The organism is Collimonas rhizosphaerae, from assembly GCF_038896935.1.
GTDB classification, from domain to species: domain Bacteria; phylum Pseudomonadota; class Gammaproteobacteria; order Burkholderiales; family Burkholderiaceae_D; genus Collimonas; species Collimonas rhizosphaerae.
In genome coordinates, this window is sequence record NZ_JBANDC010000012.1 from 123,594 (window position 1) to 138,602 (window position 15,009).

Sequence of the window (15,009 nt, forward strand, 5' to 3'; positions counted from 1 at the left end):
GACATGCCCTTGAAAATCGTCGTCGCGCGGCTGAACCACGAGACCAATACGTTCTCTCCGATTCCGACGCCGCTGGAAGCATTCGCTCCGCAATGGGGCGCGTCCGCCTTCCTTGACCAGCAGGGTGCGCGCACGGCCATGGGCGGATTCCTGGATGTGGCGGCAGCGTTGGGGGCGGATATCGTCACGCCGCTGGCGGCGATGGCCAGCCCCAGCGCCGCCGTGGCCGCGGACGCCTACACCTTGATGTGCGATGCCATCGTGCGCGCGGTGGAAGATGGCTGCGACGCCATCATGCTGGACCTGCACGGCGCCATGGTGGCTGAAAACGCGGAAGACGGCGAAGGCGTGCTGCTGGAAAGAATCCGCAAGATCGCGCCGCGGACGCCGCTCTGCGTAGCGCTGGACCTGCACGGCAACGTCACCGGGAAAATGGTGGCGAATGCCGACATCATGGTCAGTTTCAAGACTTATCCGCATATCGATATGTACGAGACCGGCGCGCACGCCGGCCGCCTGCTGGCTGAGATGCTGCAAGGACAATGCCGGCCGCTGCTGGGCTGGCGCCAGCTGCCCCTGCTGGCGGCGACGCTGGCCAGCAACACTTCTCTCAGCGCGATGCAGCGCGCGGTGCAGGCGGCAAAAGCTGCCGAAACCGAGGCTGGCGTGCTGGCGGTGTCGGTGCTGGCCGGTTTTCCGCTGTCCGATTTCCGCGATGCCGGGATGTCGGTGGTGGTGGTGGCCGATAACGATGCAGCGCTGGCCGACCGCGTTGCCGCACGTATTGCGGGCAGCATATGGGATGAGCGCGCCGATTTCGTCTACGACAGCAAGCCCCTGGTGCAGTCGCTGGCAAATGCTCGGGAAATGGCAGCGGCAGCGGGGCAGGGGCCGGTACTGCTGCTGGACCACAGCGACAACGTCATGTCGGGCGGCACCTGCAACACCATGGATGTGCTGGAAGCGGTCCTGGCGGCGGGGATGTCGGATATCGGCGTGGGGCCGGTCAGCGATCCGGAGGCAGTGGCGGAACTGATGGCGGTCGGCGTCGGCGGCCGCGCCACAATCAGGCTCGGCAACAAGGTGGCGCTGCTGGCGCAAGGCATAGAAAAAACGCCGCTGACACTGAGCGGCACGGTGCTGGCGATCAGCGACGGCCGGTTCCAGGTAACCGGCCCGATCTATACCGGCTCGGCCATGCAGATGGGGAAAAGCGTGCTGTTCGATACCGGGGAGGCGCAGATCGTGGTGACTGAAGAGCGAGTGGAGCCCTACGATCTCGGCGTGTTCACCAGCCTGGGCCTGGATCCGGCCGGCAAAACCTACCTGATCCTGAAATCGCGCATGTATTGCCGTCCGGTGTTCGTGCCGATCAGCAAGGGCCTGGAAGAATGCGACTCCGACAGCGGCGGCCCGACCAGCTCCAATTTCAAGCTATTCCCGATCCGCAATGTACGCCGGCCGGTCTATCCGCTGGACCTCGACACCAGCTGGCAGGCAGGAAAATTATCCATGCCGGCATGAAGAACGCCTGGTCGGCCAGCGCCAAAGCCAAGGCCCTGCTGGTGTTGCTGGGCGTGGTCTGGGGCTTGAATTGGCCGGCGGTGAAGGTGTCGCTGGGAGCCGTTTCGCCGTGGACCTTGCGCACGGTCGGGCTGGGCGTCGCCGCCGCTACCTTGTTTGCGCTGGCCCTGGCCGGAGGCCGCGGCTGGCGCGCCTTGCATATCCCAGCCGGCCGCGACCGCCTGCATGTCCTGCTGACAGCTTTGCTCAATATCGCCGCATTCAACATCCTGCTGACCTTTGCCCAGCTCGGGGCAGCGACTTCGCGCGTCGCCATCATCACTTATTCCATGCCGCTGTGGGCGACGCTGATGGCTTGCGTAGTGCTGCGCGAGCGGCTCGACGCCATGCGCTGCGCCGGCCTGGCGCTGGGTGCTGCGGGCCTGGCGGTGCTGATCGCACCGCTGGCTGCCGGCGGTTTGCCGTCCGGTATCCAGTATGCGCTGGCTGCCGCCCTGACCTGGGCAGCGGGCACCGTTTACATGAAATGGGCCAGGATCGCGGCGCCGCCGCTGGCGATCGCCGCCTGGCAATTGCTGATCGGCGCCCTGGCGGCGCTGGCCGGCTTGCTGTGGTTCGAAGGCATGCCGCACCCGGGGCCTTTGCGTGCGGCCGTGCTGTGCGCGCTCGGGTATCACATTTTTTTCGGCATGGCGCTAGGCTACATCCTGTGGTTCCGCATCATCGCCCAGTTGCCGGCCGGCACTGCGGCGCTGGGCACGCTGCTGGTGCCGGTGGTCGGCGTAGCCGCTGCGGTGCTGCTATTGGGAGAACATCCCAGCCATGCCGACATGCTCGGTTTCGCCTTCATTTTCGGCGCGGCGCTTTGCGTGCTGCTGCCAGGCCGCAGACCTGCTTCGCTGCTGCCTGAAGCATAAACTTGCCGGATTCGCCGTGCAGCCGCTACACTCCTGCGCTTTGGCGGGAAATCTGCTTGCGCCTGTAAAGTGGTCTATAGTCAAGACAGGCCGCAAGCAAAAGCGGGCCGGGCAGTTCGTTCTAAGCAGATGAGGTAAGCGAGATGGAAGATACAACAGCCGATGCCGGATTAAGCGCGGTCGGCATGCTGGGCAATGGCGCTCCGGCCAGCCAGGTGCTGGAGGCGGTGGCGATGCGCAAGCACGGCGATCCGGCGTGGGAGCCTTTTCATTACGAGAAGGTGTCCGAAACCGAATACGAAGTCAGCGGCGGCGCGCCGGCGGTGGTCGGCGGCGTCAAGAAATGGCCGGGGCCGCATAGCAGCGTGCTGGTGACGCTGGATGACATCGCCGAGGAACAGCAAATCCGGTTTCCGGCGGAAGTTGCGCCAGAGCCGGCGGCCATTGCCAGCCAGCCTGTGCCGGATCAGGCGCAGGGCAGCCCGGCGGCAAATTTCCTGACGGTGGTGCTGCAGTTGCCGCAGGACGAACAGGGCCGCAAACGCATCTGCAATGCGCTCAGCCTGGATGCCGATTTTTTCGGCGGCAGGGTGACGGCAACCTCGCTGGCCGACGAGATCGCGGTCAACCAGCTGCTGGAACTGCGCTGCGATCCGGCCGATGTGCAAGACGTGCGGGCGCGGGTGGCCAGGCGCAATCGAGGGAACTGACCTGCTTCAGAGAGAGGTCCGCAGCGAAAACAGTTCCGGGAACAGCACCACGTCCAGCATCATCTTCAGGTAGCTGGCGCCTTCGGTGCCGCCGGTGCCTTTCTTGAAGCCGATGATGCGTTCGACGGTGGTCAGGTGGCGGAAGCGCCAGTAGCGGAACGAGGTTTCCAGGTCGACCAGCTTCTCGGCCAATTCGTATAATTCCCAGTGCGTATCCGGCGCCTTGTACACCGTCAGCCAGGCCGCTTCCACCGACTTGTCGGCGACGGTGGGATTGCTCCAGTCCAGGCTCAGGCGAGCCTGTTCCACCGGCAAGCCGGCGCGCGCCATCAGCATCACCGCTTCGTCGTAGATCGACGGCTGCTGCAAGGCGTCCTGCAGCCGCGCATACGATTCCGGCGAATGCTGGTGCACCTGCAACAACGCGGCGTTCTTGTTCCCCAGCAGGAATTCGATCTCGCGGTACTGGAACGACTGAAAACCTGACGACTGGCCAAGGTAAGGGCGGATCGCGGTGTATTCCGGCGGCGTCATGGTCGCCAGCACGTCCCAGGCATGCACCAGCTGGTCCATGATGCGCGCTACCCTGGCCATCATCTTGAACGCCGGCGACAAGTCGTTGCTGCGCATCTGCGCGCGCACTGCGTGCAGCTCGTGCAGCATCAGCTTCATCCACAGTTCGCTGGTCTGGTGCTGGATGATGAACAGCATTTCATTGTGGTTGGGCGAGCGCGGCTGCTGCGCCGACAGGATCTGGTCCAGCGCCAGGTAATCGCCGTAGCTCATGGTTTCGCCGAATTCCATCTTGGCGCCATGCCACGATTCGCCGGGCTTGTAAGGACATTCCATTGCGTGACTCCCGGTAATTAAGTGACAGCTTCCTGCTGTGCATCGATCTCATAATCCTTGTCGGCCAGGATCCGGCGCAAGGTGCTGACTGCGTCCCAGACATCGGTGAATTGCGTGTACAGCGGCGTGAAGCCGAAGCGCATCACGTGCGGTTCGCGGTAATCGCCGATGACGCCGCGCGCGATCAGTTCGCGCATGACGGCATAGCCGTGGGCGTGGGCGAAACTGACGTGGCTGCCGCGCTGTTCATGCTGGCGCGGAGTGACCAGCGTCAGGCCGAGGCCGGCGCAGCGGCTTTCGACCAGCGCGATGAACAGGTCGGTCAGCGCCAGCGATTTGCGGCGCAAGGCTTGCATGTCGGTCTGGGCGAAAATGTCGAGGCCGCATTCGACCAGCGCCAGCGACACCACCGGCTGGGTGCCGCACAGCGCGCGCCGTATGCCGTCGCCGGGCGCAAATGCCGGCTGCATGGTGAACGGCGCCTGGTGGCTCCACCAGCCGCTCAGGGGCTGCCGGAACTGCGCGTGGTGGCGCGGTGCGATCCAGGCGAAGGCCGGCGCGCCGGGGCCGCCGTTGAGGTATTTGTAGGTGCAGCCGACGGCAAAATCGGCGTTCGCCGCATGCAGGTCGACCGGCACCGCGCCAGCCGAATGCGCCAGGTCCCACAGCACCAGTGCGCCTTGCTCTTGTGCGGCCTTGGTGACGGCTTGCATGTCGTGCAGGTGGCCGCTGCGGTAGTTGACATGGGTCAGCATCAGGACCGCGGTTTCGGCGTTCACTGCCGTAGCGAGTTCTTGCGGCGTGTCGGCCAGGTGGATGCGGTAGCCGCGGTCGAGCCATTCGGTCAGTCCCTGCGCCATGTAGATATCGGTGGGGAAATTGCCGCGTTCGGTGACGATCACCTTGCGGCTGGCGCCATCCGCCTTGCCGGCCTGGATCTGCAGGGCGCCGGCCAGCAGCTTGAACAGGTTGATGGAAGTGGAGTCGGTAATCACCACTTCATTCTCGCCGGCGCCGATCAGCGTCGCCAGCTTGTTGCCCAGCCGGTTCGGCAGGTCGAACCAGCCGGCTTTGTTCCAGCTGCGGATCAGGTCGTGTCCCCATTCCTGCTGGATCACCTGCTGTGCGCGTTGCAGCGCTGCGTGCGGGCGCGCGCCCAGTGAATTGCCGTCCAGGTAGATCACGCCGGACGGCAGGTCGAACAAGGTCCGCAGCGGCGCCAGCGGGTCGTCGGCGTCCAGGGCCTGGCAAGCTGCGCGGCTACTGTTTGTCATGTGGTGTTCCTTAAATTGAAAGAGGGCGCAGCACGGCCCGCACCGGACTGGCGTCCATGCCGGCCAGGCGCAAGGGCAGGGCAACCAGTTCGTAGTCGCCGGCGTCGATCGCATCGAGTACGATGCCTTCCAGTATCGCCATGCCGTGCTGCCTGACGGCGTGGTGCGCCAGCATGGTCTTGGATTCCTGCGGATCGAGCGAGGGCGTGTCGATGCCGACCAGGCGCACCCCGTGCTGGGCCAGCAGCGCGATGGTTTCCGGCGCTACCGCGGCAAAGGCCGGATCCCAATGCGCTTGCGGCGCGCTGGCGTAGGTGCGCAACAGCACGCGCGGCGGAACGTCGGCCAGGGCGTGGGCAATGTGCTGCGGCGTGACCAGCGCAGTTCCTATGCAATGGATGACGCGGCATGGGCCGATATAGGCGTCGAGGGCGACCTGGTCGATAGCCAGGCCTTGCGGATCGTAATGGCTGGGCGCATCGCAGTGCGCACCGGTATGGGTGGAAAGCGTGATGCGGCTGACATGCACCGGGCAGCCGTCGCCGATTTCCCAGGTGGCTTGCGCGCTGTATGCGGTGTCGCCCGGCCACACGGGGATCCGTGCGGACAGGGTGGGGCTGATGTCCCAGATGGGTTTTGAAGTGGCGATGGCGTTCCCCGGTGCTGGATGCTAGTGAATTTACTAATGAACTGCTATGGTCCACTGGCAATTATTTTAGGCGAGCTTGAAGGAATTTTTATACGAAATTAATAGTCGTTTTCAATATTAATTAGAATAAAATGAAAGCTAATTGATTAATATTGAAAGATAATTTCAATGCAGCTCGATACCATCGATTTGAACATCCTGACGCTGCTGCAGCAGAATGGCCGGATCAGCAACCAGGACCTGGCGGAGCAGGTGTTCCTGTCGCCGTCGTCCTGCCTGCGCCGCGTCCGCATCCTGGAAGAGACCGGCATCATCAGTCGTTACAGCGCGGTGCTGAGCCCGGAAAAACTGGGGCTGGAGCTGGATGTCTTCGTGCAGGTGACGATGCGGCGCGATGTCGAGAGCTGGCATGAGAATTTCATGCAGGCGCTGCAGGATTACCCGGAGGTGGTCGGCTCCTACATCATCACCGGCGACGCCAACTACCTGCTGCGGGTGAAGGCACGCAACCTCAAGCACTATTCCGCTTTCGTGCTGGAGAAGTTATATAAAATACCGGGCGTGCAGGATATCCGCTCCAATATCGTGCTGCAGGCGATCAAGGAAACCTACGAGCTGCCGCGCGAACTGCTGCGCGATGGCTGAGGCGCCGCGCACGGATAACGATTAACCCGATACATCAGATTGACACCATGGCAAAGACGATTGAAGAAGTTCTGGCAAGACAAAAAGAGGGCGCGCAATTCGTGCTGTCGGCGCCCTTGCTCGGGCTGGAGCTGGAAGATTTCGACACGGTCGCCAAAATCTGGGTGGCCCAAGGCGGGCCGGGATTCAAGGTGGCCGGCGTGCCGCACCGGAAATGCGTCGACGGCGAATTTTTCATAGACCGCGTGACCGTGGTCAAGCTGCCGCTGTCCTGAACCGGCGCACCGCGATGACGGTGCGCCTGCGTTGCAATCGCCGATCAGCCGTCTTTCTCGCAATTGACCATCCACGGCGTGCCGAACTGGTCTTCCAGCATGCCGAAACTGGCGGCCCAGAAGGTTTTTTCGTAAGGCATCTTGACCGTGCCGTTTTTTGCCAGCGCATTGAAGATGCGGGCGCCGTCCGCAATCGTGTCGACATTGATCGACAAGACCATGCCCTGCATTTTTTCGAAATATTCAGGCGGGCAATCCGAGCCCATCAAGACGCCGCCGTCCAGTTCCAGCCGGATGTGCGCGATCTTGTCTTGCCGGTCAGGCGGCGTCTGTTCTGCCATCGGCGTTTCTTTGTTGGTCAGCCTGAAGGCGATTTTCCCGCCCAGGACTTGCTGGTAGAACTTGAAGGCGGCGTCGCACTGGCCGTTGAAATTCAGGTAGGCGTTCAATAGCATGTCGATCTCCTCTATTCCTGCGATGGATAATGAAAACGGCGCCGCGCCTGTCTCTGCACGCGACGCCAGGGGTACCGTCGTTTATTTCTCGGTGACGGTCTTCAGGTTGGCAAGCCCGGCTTCGAAATCCTTGCCGATCATGCTGTCCATATTGAAAAACAAGCCCATCACCTTGCTGACATAAGGTGCGGGTCCGTACATGGCCCAGGTGACGTTGCTGCTGTCGCCCTGGGTGTCGACGCTGAATTCAGCGACGTTGCTGCTTTCAAACGGCTTGCTGAAATCGAGCTTGATGACGGTTTTCGACGGCGACGTTTGCTTGATCTCCATGCGTCCGGCGCCGGCCTTGTCGTTGCCGTTCCAGGCATACACCGCGCCCGGGCCGCTGGCGGCGCCGCTGAAAGTCCGTTGCATGGCTGGATCCAGTTTTTCATAAGGCGACCAGTTGCTCCAGTCGTGGAAGTTGTTGACTTGCGCCAGGATCTTTTCCGGCGGCGCCTTGATCGAGATCGTGCGCTGGACGCGGAATGTGTCGGGCCGGGTCGCCGCATAACCGAAGACGGCGGCTAGTGCGACGACGATAACGATGGCGATGGTCTTGATCATTGCTGGTCTCCTGGTGGCGTTGGCATGGCGCGGCAGCTCAGGCGCCGGAACTTTGGCGGCGCAGGCGTTCTTCGGTTTCCCTGAGTTCCGGCGTGAACTCGGCGCCGAAATCTTCCGCCTCGAATACCTGGCGCAGTTCGAGCTCGACGGCGCCGTCGCCATCCAGCGCAGGCCAGCGCTTGACCCATTCGATGGCTTCCTGTTTCGACTTGACCTGGATCATGGTAAAGCCCGCGATCAGTTCCTTGGTTTCGGCGAAGGGGCCGTCGAACACGGTCGGCTTGCCTCCCGCAAAGCTGATGCGGGCGCCCTTGGCGCTGGGCTGCAAGCCTTCGCCGGCCACCATCACGCCGGCATTCACCATTTCTTCGTTGTATTTAATCATGGCGGCCAGCAGTTCGGTGCTGGGCATGGTGCCGGCTTCCGTGTTCTTGTCCGCCTTGCGTATGATCATGAATCGCATCTTGATATCTCCGTTCGGTTTAAGGTTGGGGCCGGGCCGGCGGCTGGGGCCGATTAATTCCCGGATCTGCTAATTAGTCGAGCGGGAAACGGCGAGATCGACAGTTTGCAGATTTTTTTTGCATTATATTTGAAGGGGCGGTTTTACTTGTGGAAATCGCAATTTCTTTATTCGGCAGGCATGCGGCCGGGTTTGTTTGAGCGCAAACAGCCGATGCAGGTTCAGTGCAAACCATGAATCGAGCATTCGTTCAAAAATGGAATTTTGCGGCGCCACGATGTCGTGGCAGCCAGGCAGCATCAGGGGTTATTCCATCGACACTACCCGCACGCCAATGAGCACAGATGAAAAATCCATATAGATCAATCACATAGCTAAAACGCGCGGGAGTTATCAACAGGACTGTCCACAGTTTCTGTGGGTAACTTCGGCGAGAATGAAAATTCAGTCAATCACCACCGCCATGAAGACGGTAGACAGGCTGAGCAGGGTCAGGCCGAAGATGAAGGCGATGTCGGCGTATTGCTCCAGGCGCGTGCTGCTGCTGGAGCGCATCGAAGCATACGACAGCACGCCGCTGGTAAGGAACACCAGGCTGTTGAGCGCCAGCAGGTGGCTCAGCCACAGCGCCAGCCCGCTGAAGCGCGCCAGCTTGATGATCGACAGCGCGGTGATGCAGACGCCGATCATCGTGGCGGAAGAGGGCAGGATGTGCTGCGACAGGTTGTTGTTGGCCAGCTTGATCATCGTTTCACATCCTGCGGTCGGGGCATTAGCCGAGGTTGAGCGGGACGAAGATCTTGTCTTTGTCACGCTGCACCAGCAGCGCCACGTTCTTGCCGGCCTTGCTTACCAGCTGGCGCAACTGCTCGACGCTGTTGACCGGCTTGCCGTTGAGCGACAGGATCACGTCGCCGCGCTGGATGCCGGCCAGCGCCGACGGGCCGGAAGCATCTTCCACCACCAGCCCGCCGTGGATCCCGACCTGTTGCTGTTCGTCCGGGCTGAGCTGGCGCAGCGCCAGCCCCAGCCGTGCCTGCGAACCGGCGCTTTCATCGTTGCCGGCGGTTTTCACTGCTTCAGCTTCGGTCGGCTTGACGGTCAGCGTCTTGGCCTGGCCGTTGCGCACTACTTCAATCGTGCTGGCGGTGCCCGGCGCGGTATCGGCCACCAGGCTCGGCAGGTCGGATGAATGGCTGATCGGCTGGCCGTTGAAGCGCAGGATCACGTCGCCGGACTGCAGGCCGCCCTTGTCGGCCGGACTGCCTTTGTCGACCGAGCTGACCAGCGCGCCGGCGGCGCTCTTCAGGCCGAACGATTCGGCCAGCGCCTGGTTCACTTCCTGCACGCTGACGCCGAGGTGGCTGCGGGTGACCTTGCCGTGCTTGACCAGCTGCTGCTCGACCTTGGTGGCGACATCGATCGGGATCGCAAACGACAGGCCCTGGTAACCGCCGGTCTGGCTGTAGATCTGCGAATTGATGCCGATCACTTCGCCTTTGATGTTGAACAGCGGACCGCCCGAATTGCCGGGATTGACGGCGACGTCGGTCTGGATGAACGGCACATAGGTATCGTCCGGCAAGGAGCGCGACTTGGCGCTGACGATGCCGGCGGTGGCGGTGTTTTCAAAACCGTAAGGCGAGCCGATCGCCAGCACCGGTTCGCCGACCCTGGTCAGCGCCGGATTGCCGATCTGTACCGTCGGCAGGTTCTTGGCGTCGATCCGTATCACGGCGATATCGCTCTGCTTGTCGGAACCCAGCACCTTGGCCCTGAATTCGCGGCGGTCGGTCAGCTTGACCGTGACTTCCTGTGCGCCTTCGACCACGTGTGCGTTGGTCAGGATCAGGCCGTCGGCGCTGATGATGAAGCCGGAGCCTTCGCCGCGCATGATCTGCGGATGCCGCGGGATTTGCAGCTGCGGGCCGAAGCGTTTGAAAAATTGGGAGAAAGGATCGTTCGGATCGAGCTCGTCGTCCTGGTCCGATACCGCACTCTGTTTTGCCTTGCCGGTGACGCTGATGTTCACCACGGCCGGCCCGGCCCGTTCGACGATGCCGGAAAAGTCGGTCGCCACTGCAACGGCCGGCGCGGCGCTGCTCGCCACGGGGGCCGGGGCGACGATAGCGGCATTGGCGTTTTCGATGCCGATGTCGCCGCTCTTCGAATGCAGGTAGGCGCCGCCGGCGACCACCAGCACGGCGACGGCAATGGCGCTGCGGGAAAAGGTTTGACGATTCATGCTGTGCTCCTTGCAGATGGACTAGAACTAGCACACAGCATAAATACGAAAAATTAAAGCAGACTTAAACAGGAAAACAAGCGCTTGTTTTCAGCGCGCGGATCACGCTAGCGGTGCCGGACGTTTTCCAGCATTGCGGCCCGCAAAATATCGTTCATGCGGCTTTGGTAGCCCTTTCCTTCTTCTTTGAGCCACTCCAGTACGTCGGCATCGATGCGTACCGTCAACTGCTGTTTGACAGGACGATAGAATTTGCCGCGGGCTGCGCCGCGCCAGTCCTGTTTAACGGTAGCGGGGAGATCGGAGAAATCGATTTCGTTCTCCGATTTGGCGGCTAATGCCGCGAGTTCCTGGCGGATAGATTCAGGTACCTTGTTCATAGATTTTCCTTTCAAGTTTTGTCGCCCGCCGCGCCGAGATGATGCGGACATGTTCCGAGCCGCTTTCCGTGCCATGCCAGGTATGGGCAACCAACAACAAGGAAATGCCGCCGGCCATGCCCATGGTCTGCCATCGCTGTTCGTTGTTTTCGACACGATCTTGCCTGGTGATGTGCAAAGGGTCATCAAAAACGAATGTGGCGGCCTCAAAACTGACGCCATGCTTGTGCCGGTTATTCCGGTTTTTAACCTCGTCCCATGAGAATAATTGTAACTCCAAATTTGTAGTTACATAATTGTAGTTAATATTATTTGAAAAATAACATCAATGGGAGCAATTGAGTGTTAGCTTAAGCTGTGTGTCAAGCGCCGAAGCGCACGCTTGCGCGCAATCCATGTCCGGTATTTTTCAGGCTGACGCTGGCCTGGTGGGCATCGGCGATCTGCCTGACGATCGCCAGGCCGAGGCCGCTGCCGCGGGTTTGCGACTGGCTCTCGGCGGCGCGGTAGAAGCGGTCGAACACGCGTTCCAGGTCGGCCTCGGGAATGCCGGGGCCGCCGTCTTGCACGGCCACGGTGACGCCGGCGGCGTCGGCGGCCAGCGAGACGTCGATGCTGCTGCCGGCCGGGCTGTACTGCAAGGCGTTGTCGATCAGGTTGTTGAACAGGATGCGCAAGGCGTCGGCGTTGCCGGCCACGCTGGCCGGTGTCTCGGAGCTGATGCCGAGATCGACCTGGCGCGCATGCGCGGCCAGCGCGAAGTCGCCGACCACGCTGTGCAGCAGCGCGCGCAAGTCGAGTTCGGCGTGGGCTTGCTCGAACGCGCCCGGTTCCTGGCGCGCCAGCGTCAGCAGCTGTTGCAGCAGGTGGGTGGCGCGTTCCAGTCCTTGTTTCAGGTCGCCGAAAGCGGCTTGCCGTTCGCCCTCGCCGGCGGCGCGTTCGGCCAGCTGGACTTGCAGGCGCAGGGCAGTCAGCGGCGTGCGCAGTTCATGCGCCGCGTCAGCGACAAAGGCGCGCTGCGCCTTGATCGATTGCCCCAGGCGTGCCAGCAGATCGTTGAGGGCTTGGGTCAGCGGCTGGATTTCGCCGGGCAGGGTGGCGTCCGGGATCGGCGATAGGGCATGCATGTCGCGCGCCTGGACTTCCATCGCCGCGCGCCGGATCGGCGCCAGCCCGCGGCTGACGGCGACCCAGATCAGCACGCCCAGCAGCGGGAACAGCAGCAGCAGCGGAGTGACGGTCTTGACCGCCATTTGCGCGGCGATCTGGTTGCGCGCGCTTTGCGGCTGCGCGATCTGCACCACGGTGTTGCCGATCTGCGCGCTGTAGACGCGCCACAGGCCGTTGCTCTGGCGGACATAGGTGAATCCCAGCTCGGCCTGCAGCGGCAGGCTAGCCTGTCCGTGCGAGTGGTAGATGACGACGCCGGTGTTGTCCCAGATCTGGATCATGATCTGGTCGTCCAGCTCGGGGCCGCCGTCGCCGTTCTCTATCATCGGCGAGAACGCCTGGCGCGGCAGGGAGGCGACGATCTTGCGCATCTGGTAATCGAACAATTCGTTGGCTTCGCCGCGCGCCTGGAAATACAGGGCGATGCCAGCCACCAGGATGGCGCCGCTCAGGCCGAGCGCCAGCCACAGCAGCAAGCTTCTGCGGATCGACGGCGCTGACTTCATTTGGCCACCATGTAGCCGATGCCGCGCACATTCTTGATGAAATTGCTGCCGAGCTTTTTGCGCAAGGCGTGGATGTATACCTCGACCGCATTGCTTTCGATGCTGTCGTCCCAGCCGTACATCTTTTCTTCCAGCTGGGCGCGCGACAGCACTACGCCGGGTCGGTCGAGGAAGGCGCGCAGCAGCGCGAATTCGCGCGCCGACAGGTTCACCTGGCGGCCTTCCAGCAATACCTCATGGGTGGCCGGGTTGAGCGTCAGCTGGCCCAGTTCGACCAGCGGTTCGGCGCGTCCCGACTGGCGGCGCAGCAGGGCGCGGATGCGGGCCGCCAGTTCTTCCAGGTCGAACGGCTTGACCAGGTAGTCGTCGGCGCCGCCGTCGAGGCCGGCCACGCGGTCTGCCACCGCATCGCGCGCGGTCAGGATCAGCACCGGGATCCGGTTGCCGCCGGCGCGCAGCGACTTCAGCACTTCCAGGCCATTCTTTTTCGGCAGGCCGAGATCGAGCAGCAGCAACTGGTAATCTTCCTGCGCCAGCGCGCTGAGCGCAGCGGCGCCGTCCTGCACCCAGTCGACGGCGAAACCGTCCTGGCGCAATCCCTTGCGCACGGCTTCGCCCACCATCAGATCGTCTTCCACCAACAGCAAACGCATCGGGCCAGCTCCTCGGAAACATCGGAAATCATGACAGTTTAGCCGGATTGAATTAAACGATTCTTAAAGCTCCGCGCGACAACTCTGTGCACTGCTGAAAAACCTATATATATCAGTCACATAGCTAAAACGCTTGAGGGTTATCAACAGGACTGTCCACAATTTCTGTGGGTAACCCGGGATTAGAGGTAACCATCGGAAAGGACCGGCAGTCATCTTAATGTCACCTGAATATTATTGCCGTGTGTCAACATTGCCGCAGCCATATCGATAGTGGCATTTTGCTATCGGTGGCAAGCGCAGTTCCCGTGATCCAGAGACAAACGAGACAACAAGGAAACCAATAATGAAAACCCTGTTTTTACTGTGTGCTTTGTGTTCGAATCTAGCCGTGGCAGAAGTTTCCCCTGATGCAAAACCCGATCCCGCTTATACCCATCATCTATCGTCGTCCGGTCCGCTCTCCAGGCAGCAGCTGCTGAAGCAGCAGGCGCAAAAGCCGGCCGCGCGCAGCCTGGCTGCAACCGCGGCCGCCAGCACCAGCACCTATACCTATTTGCGCTGCTGGTACCGCACCGGCAGCAATCCGACCAAGCCGACCACTACCTATGTCTGGGGACTGGATCCGTCCAGCGGCGATTATTACCGCATCAACGGCTACTGGTGGGCCGGCGGCCTGCTGAACTGGGAAAACATGTTTTACAGCGATGTCGCGCAGAGCACGCTGCAATCGGTGTGCCAAAGCACGCTGAACGCCAAGGGCATCAGCCAGCCGATGGCGATGGTGGCCGCCGCCGATAATGCGCTGTCGTTCAACTACACCGTGTGGACTACCGACAGCGTGGTCCAGGGCGGCATCAACAAGATAGTCGCTTTCGGCGACAGCTTGTCCGATACCCAGAATGCCTACAACGCCTCGGATTGGAAGCTGCCCAATTCCGGCAGCTGGTTCCTAGGCCGTTTCAGCAACGGCAAGAACTGGGTCGAATACCTGGCCGACAACCTGCAGCTTCCCTTGTATAACTGGGCCGTCGGCGGCGCCGGCGTGAGCACCCAGGATCTCGTGATCCCGGGGGTGATCCAGCAAGTGCAGTCGTACACCGAGTACATGCAGAAGGCGCAGAATTACCAGCCGCAAAATACTTTGTTCACCATGCTCATCGGCGGCAACGACCTGGTCAACTACAACAGCACGGTCGACCAGGTGATCAGCGGCGAAACCCAGGCCTTGCAAAGCCTGATCCAGGCTGGCGCCAGGAATATCCTGCTGCTCAAGCTGCCTGACGTTTCCAAGGCGCCGGTATTCGGGATCAAGACCACCGGCGCGACGGTAGCCGCTCAGGTGATCGATCTCAATACGCGGCTGGCGGCGCTGGTCGGTTCCTTGCAGGCGCAATACGGGAGCAGCTTGCATATCCAGCTGTTCGACAGCTATGCGCTATTCAACGACCTGCTGAGCAATCCAGGCAAATACCAGGTCAGCAACACCACCCAGTCCTGCCTCAACATCAATACCGATTCCAGCACCAACTACCTGAGTACGCAGACGGCGCGTTCCCAGTGCAGCAATCCGGACAGCTTCGTGTTCTGGGATACGCTGCACCCGACCACGCATACGCACAAGCTGCTGGCCGATGCGGTGACGGCTTTTTACCGGGCCAGCCTGCAGCCTTGATACGCTGCTCCTG

At 61.7% G+C, this 15,009-nt stretch carries 18 protein-coding genes; 6 read left to right on the forward strand and 12 right to left on the reverse strand.

Translation table 11 applies throughout. From position 1 onward, the window contains the following. Positions 1-3: 3 nt before the first annotated feature. From V8G57_RS17590 to V8G57_RS17600, 3 genes are all read left to right on the forward strand, one after another. Entirely contained in the window at positions 4-1,524 is a 1,521-nt protein-coding gene (locus tag V8G57_RS17590) for a M81 family metallopeptidase (RefSeq protein WP_342830474.1), read from the forward strand. Next, a complete protein-coding gene (locus tag V8G57_RS17595) occupies positions 1,521-2,441 on the forward strand; it encodes a DMT family transporter (protein ID WP_342830475.1) in 921 nt (306 codons plus the stop codon). The genes V8G57_RS17590 and V8G57_RS17595 overlap by 4 nt, the downstream gene beginning before the upstream one ends. 143 nt (positions 2,442-2,584) lie before the next feature. Then, complete coding sequence (locus V8G57_RS17600) at positions 2,585-3,151, forward strand: hypothetical protein (protein WP_342830476.1); 567 nt, start codon at positions 2,585-2,587, stop codon at positions 3,149-3,151. 6 nt (positions 3,152-3,157) lie between these two features. Here the strand turns inward: V8G57_RS17600 and kynA are convergent, their stop codons facing one another. The 3 genes from kynA to kynB are packed head-to-tail and all read right to left on the reverse strand — an operon-like array spanning position 3,158 to position 5,866. Continuing rightward, a complete protein-coding gene (gene kynA, locus V8G57_RS17605) occupies positions 3,158-4,000 on the reverse strand; it encodes a tryptophan 2,3-dioxygenase (protein WP_092400295.1) in 843 nt (280 codons plus the stop codon). Between the two features lie 17 nt (positions 4,001-4,017). After that, positions 4,018-5,274 carry a kynureninase gene (gene kynU, locus V8G57_RS17610; protein ID WP_342830477.1) on the reverse strand — a complete coding sequence of 419 codons (1,257 nt, stop codon included), beginning with the start codon at positions 5,272-5,274 and terminating at the stop codon, positions 4,018-4,020. A 10-nt stretch (positions 5,275-5,284) separates the two neighbouring features. Continuing rightward, positions 5,285-5,866 (reverse strand): arylformamidase, encoded by a 582-nt coding sequence (gene kynB / locus V8G57_RS17615; protein ID WP_342830478.1) that lies wholly within the window; start codon positions 5,864-5,866, stop codon positions 5,285-5,287. 225 nt (positions 5,867-6,091) lie between these two features. On the opposite strand from kynB, the gene V8G57_RS17620 reads away from it, so the two are divergent. Further along, a complete protein-coding gene (locus V8G57_RS17620) occupies positions 6,092-6,568 on the forward strand; it encodes an Lrp/AsnC family transcriptional regulator (protein ID WP_342830479.1) in 477 nt (158 codons plus the stop codon). 47 nt (positions 6,569-6,615) lie between these two features. Continuing rightward, positions 6,616-6,843 (forward strand): hypothetical protein, encoded by a 228-nt coding sequence (locus tag V8G57_RS17625; RefSeq protein WP_092400303.1) that lies wholly within the window; start codon positions 6,616-6,618, stop codon positions 6,841-6,843. A 44-nt stretch (positions 6,844-6,887) separates the two neighbouring features. On the opposite strand, the gene V8G57_RS17630 is transcribed toward V8G57_RS17625, so the two are convergent. From V8G57_RS17630 to V8G57_RS17670, 9 genes are all read right to left on the reverse strand, one after another. Beyond that, positions 6,888-7,298 carry a VOC family protein gene (locus V8G57_RS17630; protein WP_092400305.1) on the reverse strand — a complete coding sequence of 137 codons (411 nt, stop codon included), beginning with the start codon at positions 7,296-7,298 and terminating at the stop codon, positions 6,888-6,890. An 81-nt stretch (positions 7,299-7,379) separates the two neighbouring features. Next, a complete protein-coding gene (locus tag V8G57_RS17635) occupies positions 7,380-7,904 on the reverse strand; it encodes an SRPBCC family protein (protein ID WP_342830480.1) in 525 nt (174 codons plus the stop codon). 37 nt (positions 7,905-7,941) lie between these two features. Further along, complete coding sequence (locus tag V8G57_RS17640; RefSeq protein WP_092400307.1) at positions 7,942-8,367, reverse strand: YciI family protein; 426 nt, start codon at positions 8,365-8,367, stop codon at positions 7,942-7,944. A gap of 444 nt (positions 8,368-8,811) precedes the next feature. Then, the gene (locus V8G57_RS17645) at positions 8,812-9,114 is read right to left on the reverse strand and encodes a hypothetical protein (protein WP_092400309.1); all 303 of its coding nucleotides are present in this window, start codon (positions 9,112-9,114) and stop codon (positions 8,812-8,814) included. A 25-nt stretch (positions 9,115-9,139) separates the two neighbouring features. Next, complete coding sequence (locus V8G57_RS17650; RefSeq protein ID WP_342830481.1) at positions 9,140-10,612, reverse strand: DegQ family serine endoprotease; 1,473 nt, start codon at positions 10,610-10,612, stop codon at positions 9,140-9,142. Positions 10,613-10,719: 107 nt separating this feature from the next. Next, the gene (locus V8G57_RS17655; protein WP_092400313.1) at positions 10,720-10,992 is read right to left on the reverse strand and encodes a BrnA antitoxin family protein; all 273 of its coding nucleotides are present in this window, start codon (positions 10,990-10,992) and stop codon (positions 10,720-10,722) included. Continuing rightward, positions 10,976-11,272 carry a BrnT family toxin gene (locus V8G57_RS17660; protein WP_342830482.1) on the reverse strand — a complete coding sequence of 99 codons (297 nt, stop codon included), beginning with the start codon at positions 11,270-11,272 and terminating at the stop codon, positions 10,976-10,978. Before V8G57_RS17660 ends, V8G57_RS17655 begins: the two co-directional genes overlap by 17 nt. Positions 11,273-11,354: 82 nt before the next feature. Further along, positions 11,355-12,668 carry a sensor histidine kinase gene (locus V8G57_RS17665; protein WP_342830483.1) on the reverse strand — a complete coding sequence of 438 codons (1,314 nt, stop codon included), beginning with the start codon at positions 12,666-12,668 and terminating at the stop codon, positions 11,355-11,357. Continuing rightward, positions 12,665-13,321, reverse strand: a complete 657-nt coding sequence (locus tag V8G57_RS17670; RefSeq protein WP_144739211.1) for a response regulator — start codon at positions 13,319-13,321, stop codon at positions 12,665-12,667. Before V8G57_RS17670 ends, V8G57_RS17665 begins: the two co-directional genes overlap by 4 nt. Positions 13,322-13,712: 391 nt before the next feature. On the opposite strand from V8G57_RS17670, the gene V8G57_RS17675 reads away from it, so the two are divergent. After that, positions 13,713-14,996, forward strand: a complete 1,284-nt coding sequence (locus tag V8G57_RS17675; RefSeq protein ID WP_342830485.1) for an SGNH/GDSL hydrolase family protein — start codon at positions 13,713-13,715, stop codon at positions 14,994-14,996. Positions 14,997-15,009: the final 13 nt, after the last annotated feature.

Bases quoted from the DNA above. Each gene is read 5' to 3' on its own strand.
- V8G57_RS17620 (WP_342830479.1), top strand. From the start codon at position 6,092: ATGCAGCTCGATACCATCGATTTGAACATCCTGACGCTGCTGCAGCAG.
- V8G57_RS17600 (WP_342830476.1), top strand. From the start codon at position 2,585: ATGGAAGATACAACAGCCGATGCCGGATTAAGCGCGGTCGGCATGCTG.
- V8G57_RS17640 (WP_092400307.1), bottom strand. From the start codon at position 8,367: ATGCGATTCATGATCATACGCAAGGCGGACAAGAACACGGAAGCCGGC.
- kynA (WP_092400295.1), bottom strand. From the start codon at position 4,000: ATGGAATGTCCTTACAAGCCCGGCGAATCGTGGCATGGCGCCAAGATG.
- V8G57_RS17590 (WP_342830474.1), top strand. From the start codon at position 4: ATGCCCTTGAAAATCGTCGTCGCGCGGCTGAACCACGAGACCAATACG.
- V8G57_RS17670 (WP_144739211.1), bottom strand. From the start codon at position 13,321: ATGCGTTTGCTGTTGGTGGAAGACGATCTGATGGTGGGCGAAGCCGTG.
- V8G57_RS17625 (WP_092400303.1), top strand. From the start codon at position 6,616: ATGGCAAAGACGATTGAAGAAGTTCTGGCAAGACAAAAAGAGGGCGCG.
- V8G57_RS17595 (WP_342830475.1), top strand. From the start codon at position 1,521: ATGAAGAACGCCTGGTCGGCCAGCGCCAAAGCCAAGGCCCTGCTGGTG.
- V8G57_RS17655 (WP_092400313.1), bottom strand. From the start codon at position 10,992: ATGAACAAGGTACCTGAATCTATCCGCCAGGAACTCGCGGCATTAGCC.
- V8G57_RS17635 (WP_342830480.1), bottom strand. From the start codon at position 7,904: ATGATCAAGACCATCGCCATCGTTATCGTCGTCGCACTAGCCGCCGTC.
- V8G57_RS17650 (WP_342830481.1), bottom strand. From the start codon at position 10,612: ATGAATCGTCAAACCTTTTCCCGCAGCGCCATTGCCGTCGCCGTGCTG.
- kynU (WP_342830477.1), bottom strand. From the start codon at position 5,274: ATGACAAACAGTAGCCGCGCAGCTTGCCAGGCCCTGGACGCCGACGAC.
- V8G57_RS17645 (WP_092400309.1), bottom strand. From the start codon at position 9,114: ATGATCAAGCTGGCCAACAACAACCTGTCGCAGCACATCCTGCCCTCT.
- V8G57_RS17630 (WP_092400305.1), bottom strand. From the start codon at position 7,298: ATGCTATTGAACGCCTACCTGAATTTCAACGGCCAGTGCGACGCCGCC.
- V8G57_RS17665 (WP_342830483.1), bottom strand. From the start codon at position 12,668: ATGAAGTCAGCGCCGTCGATCCGCAGAAGCTTGCTGCTGTGGCTGGCG.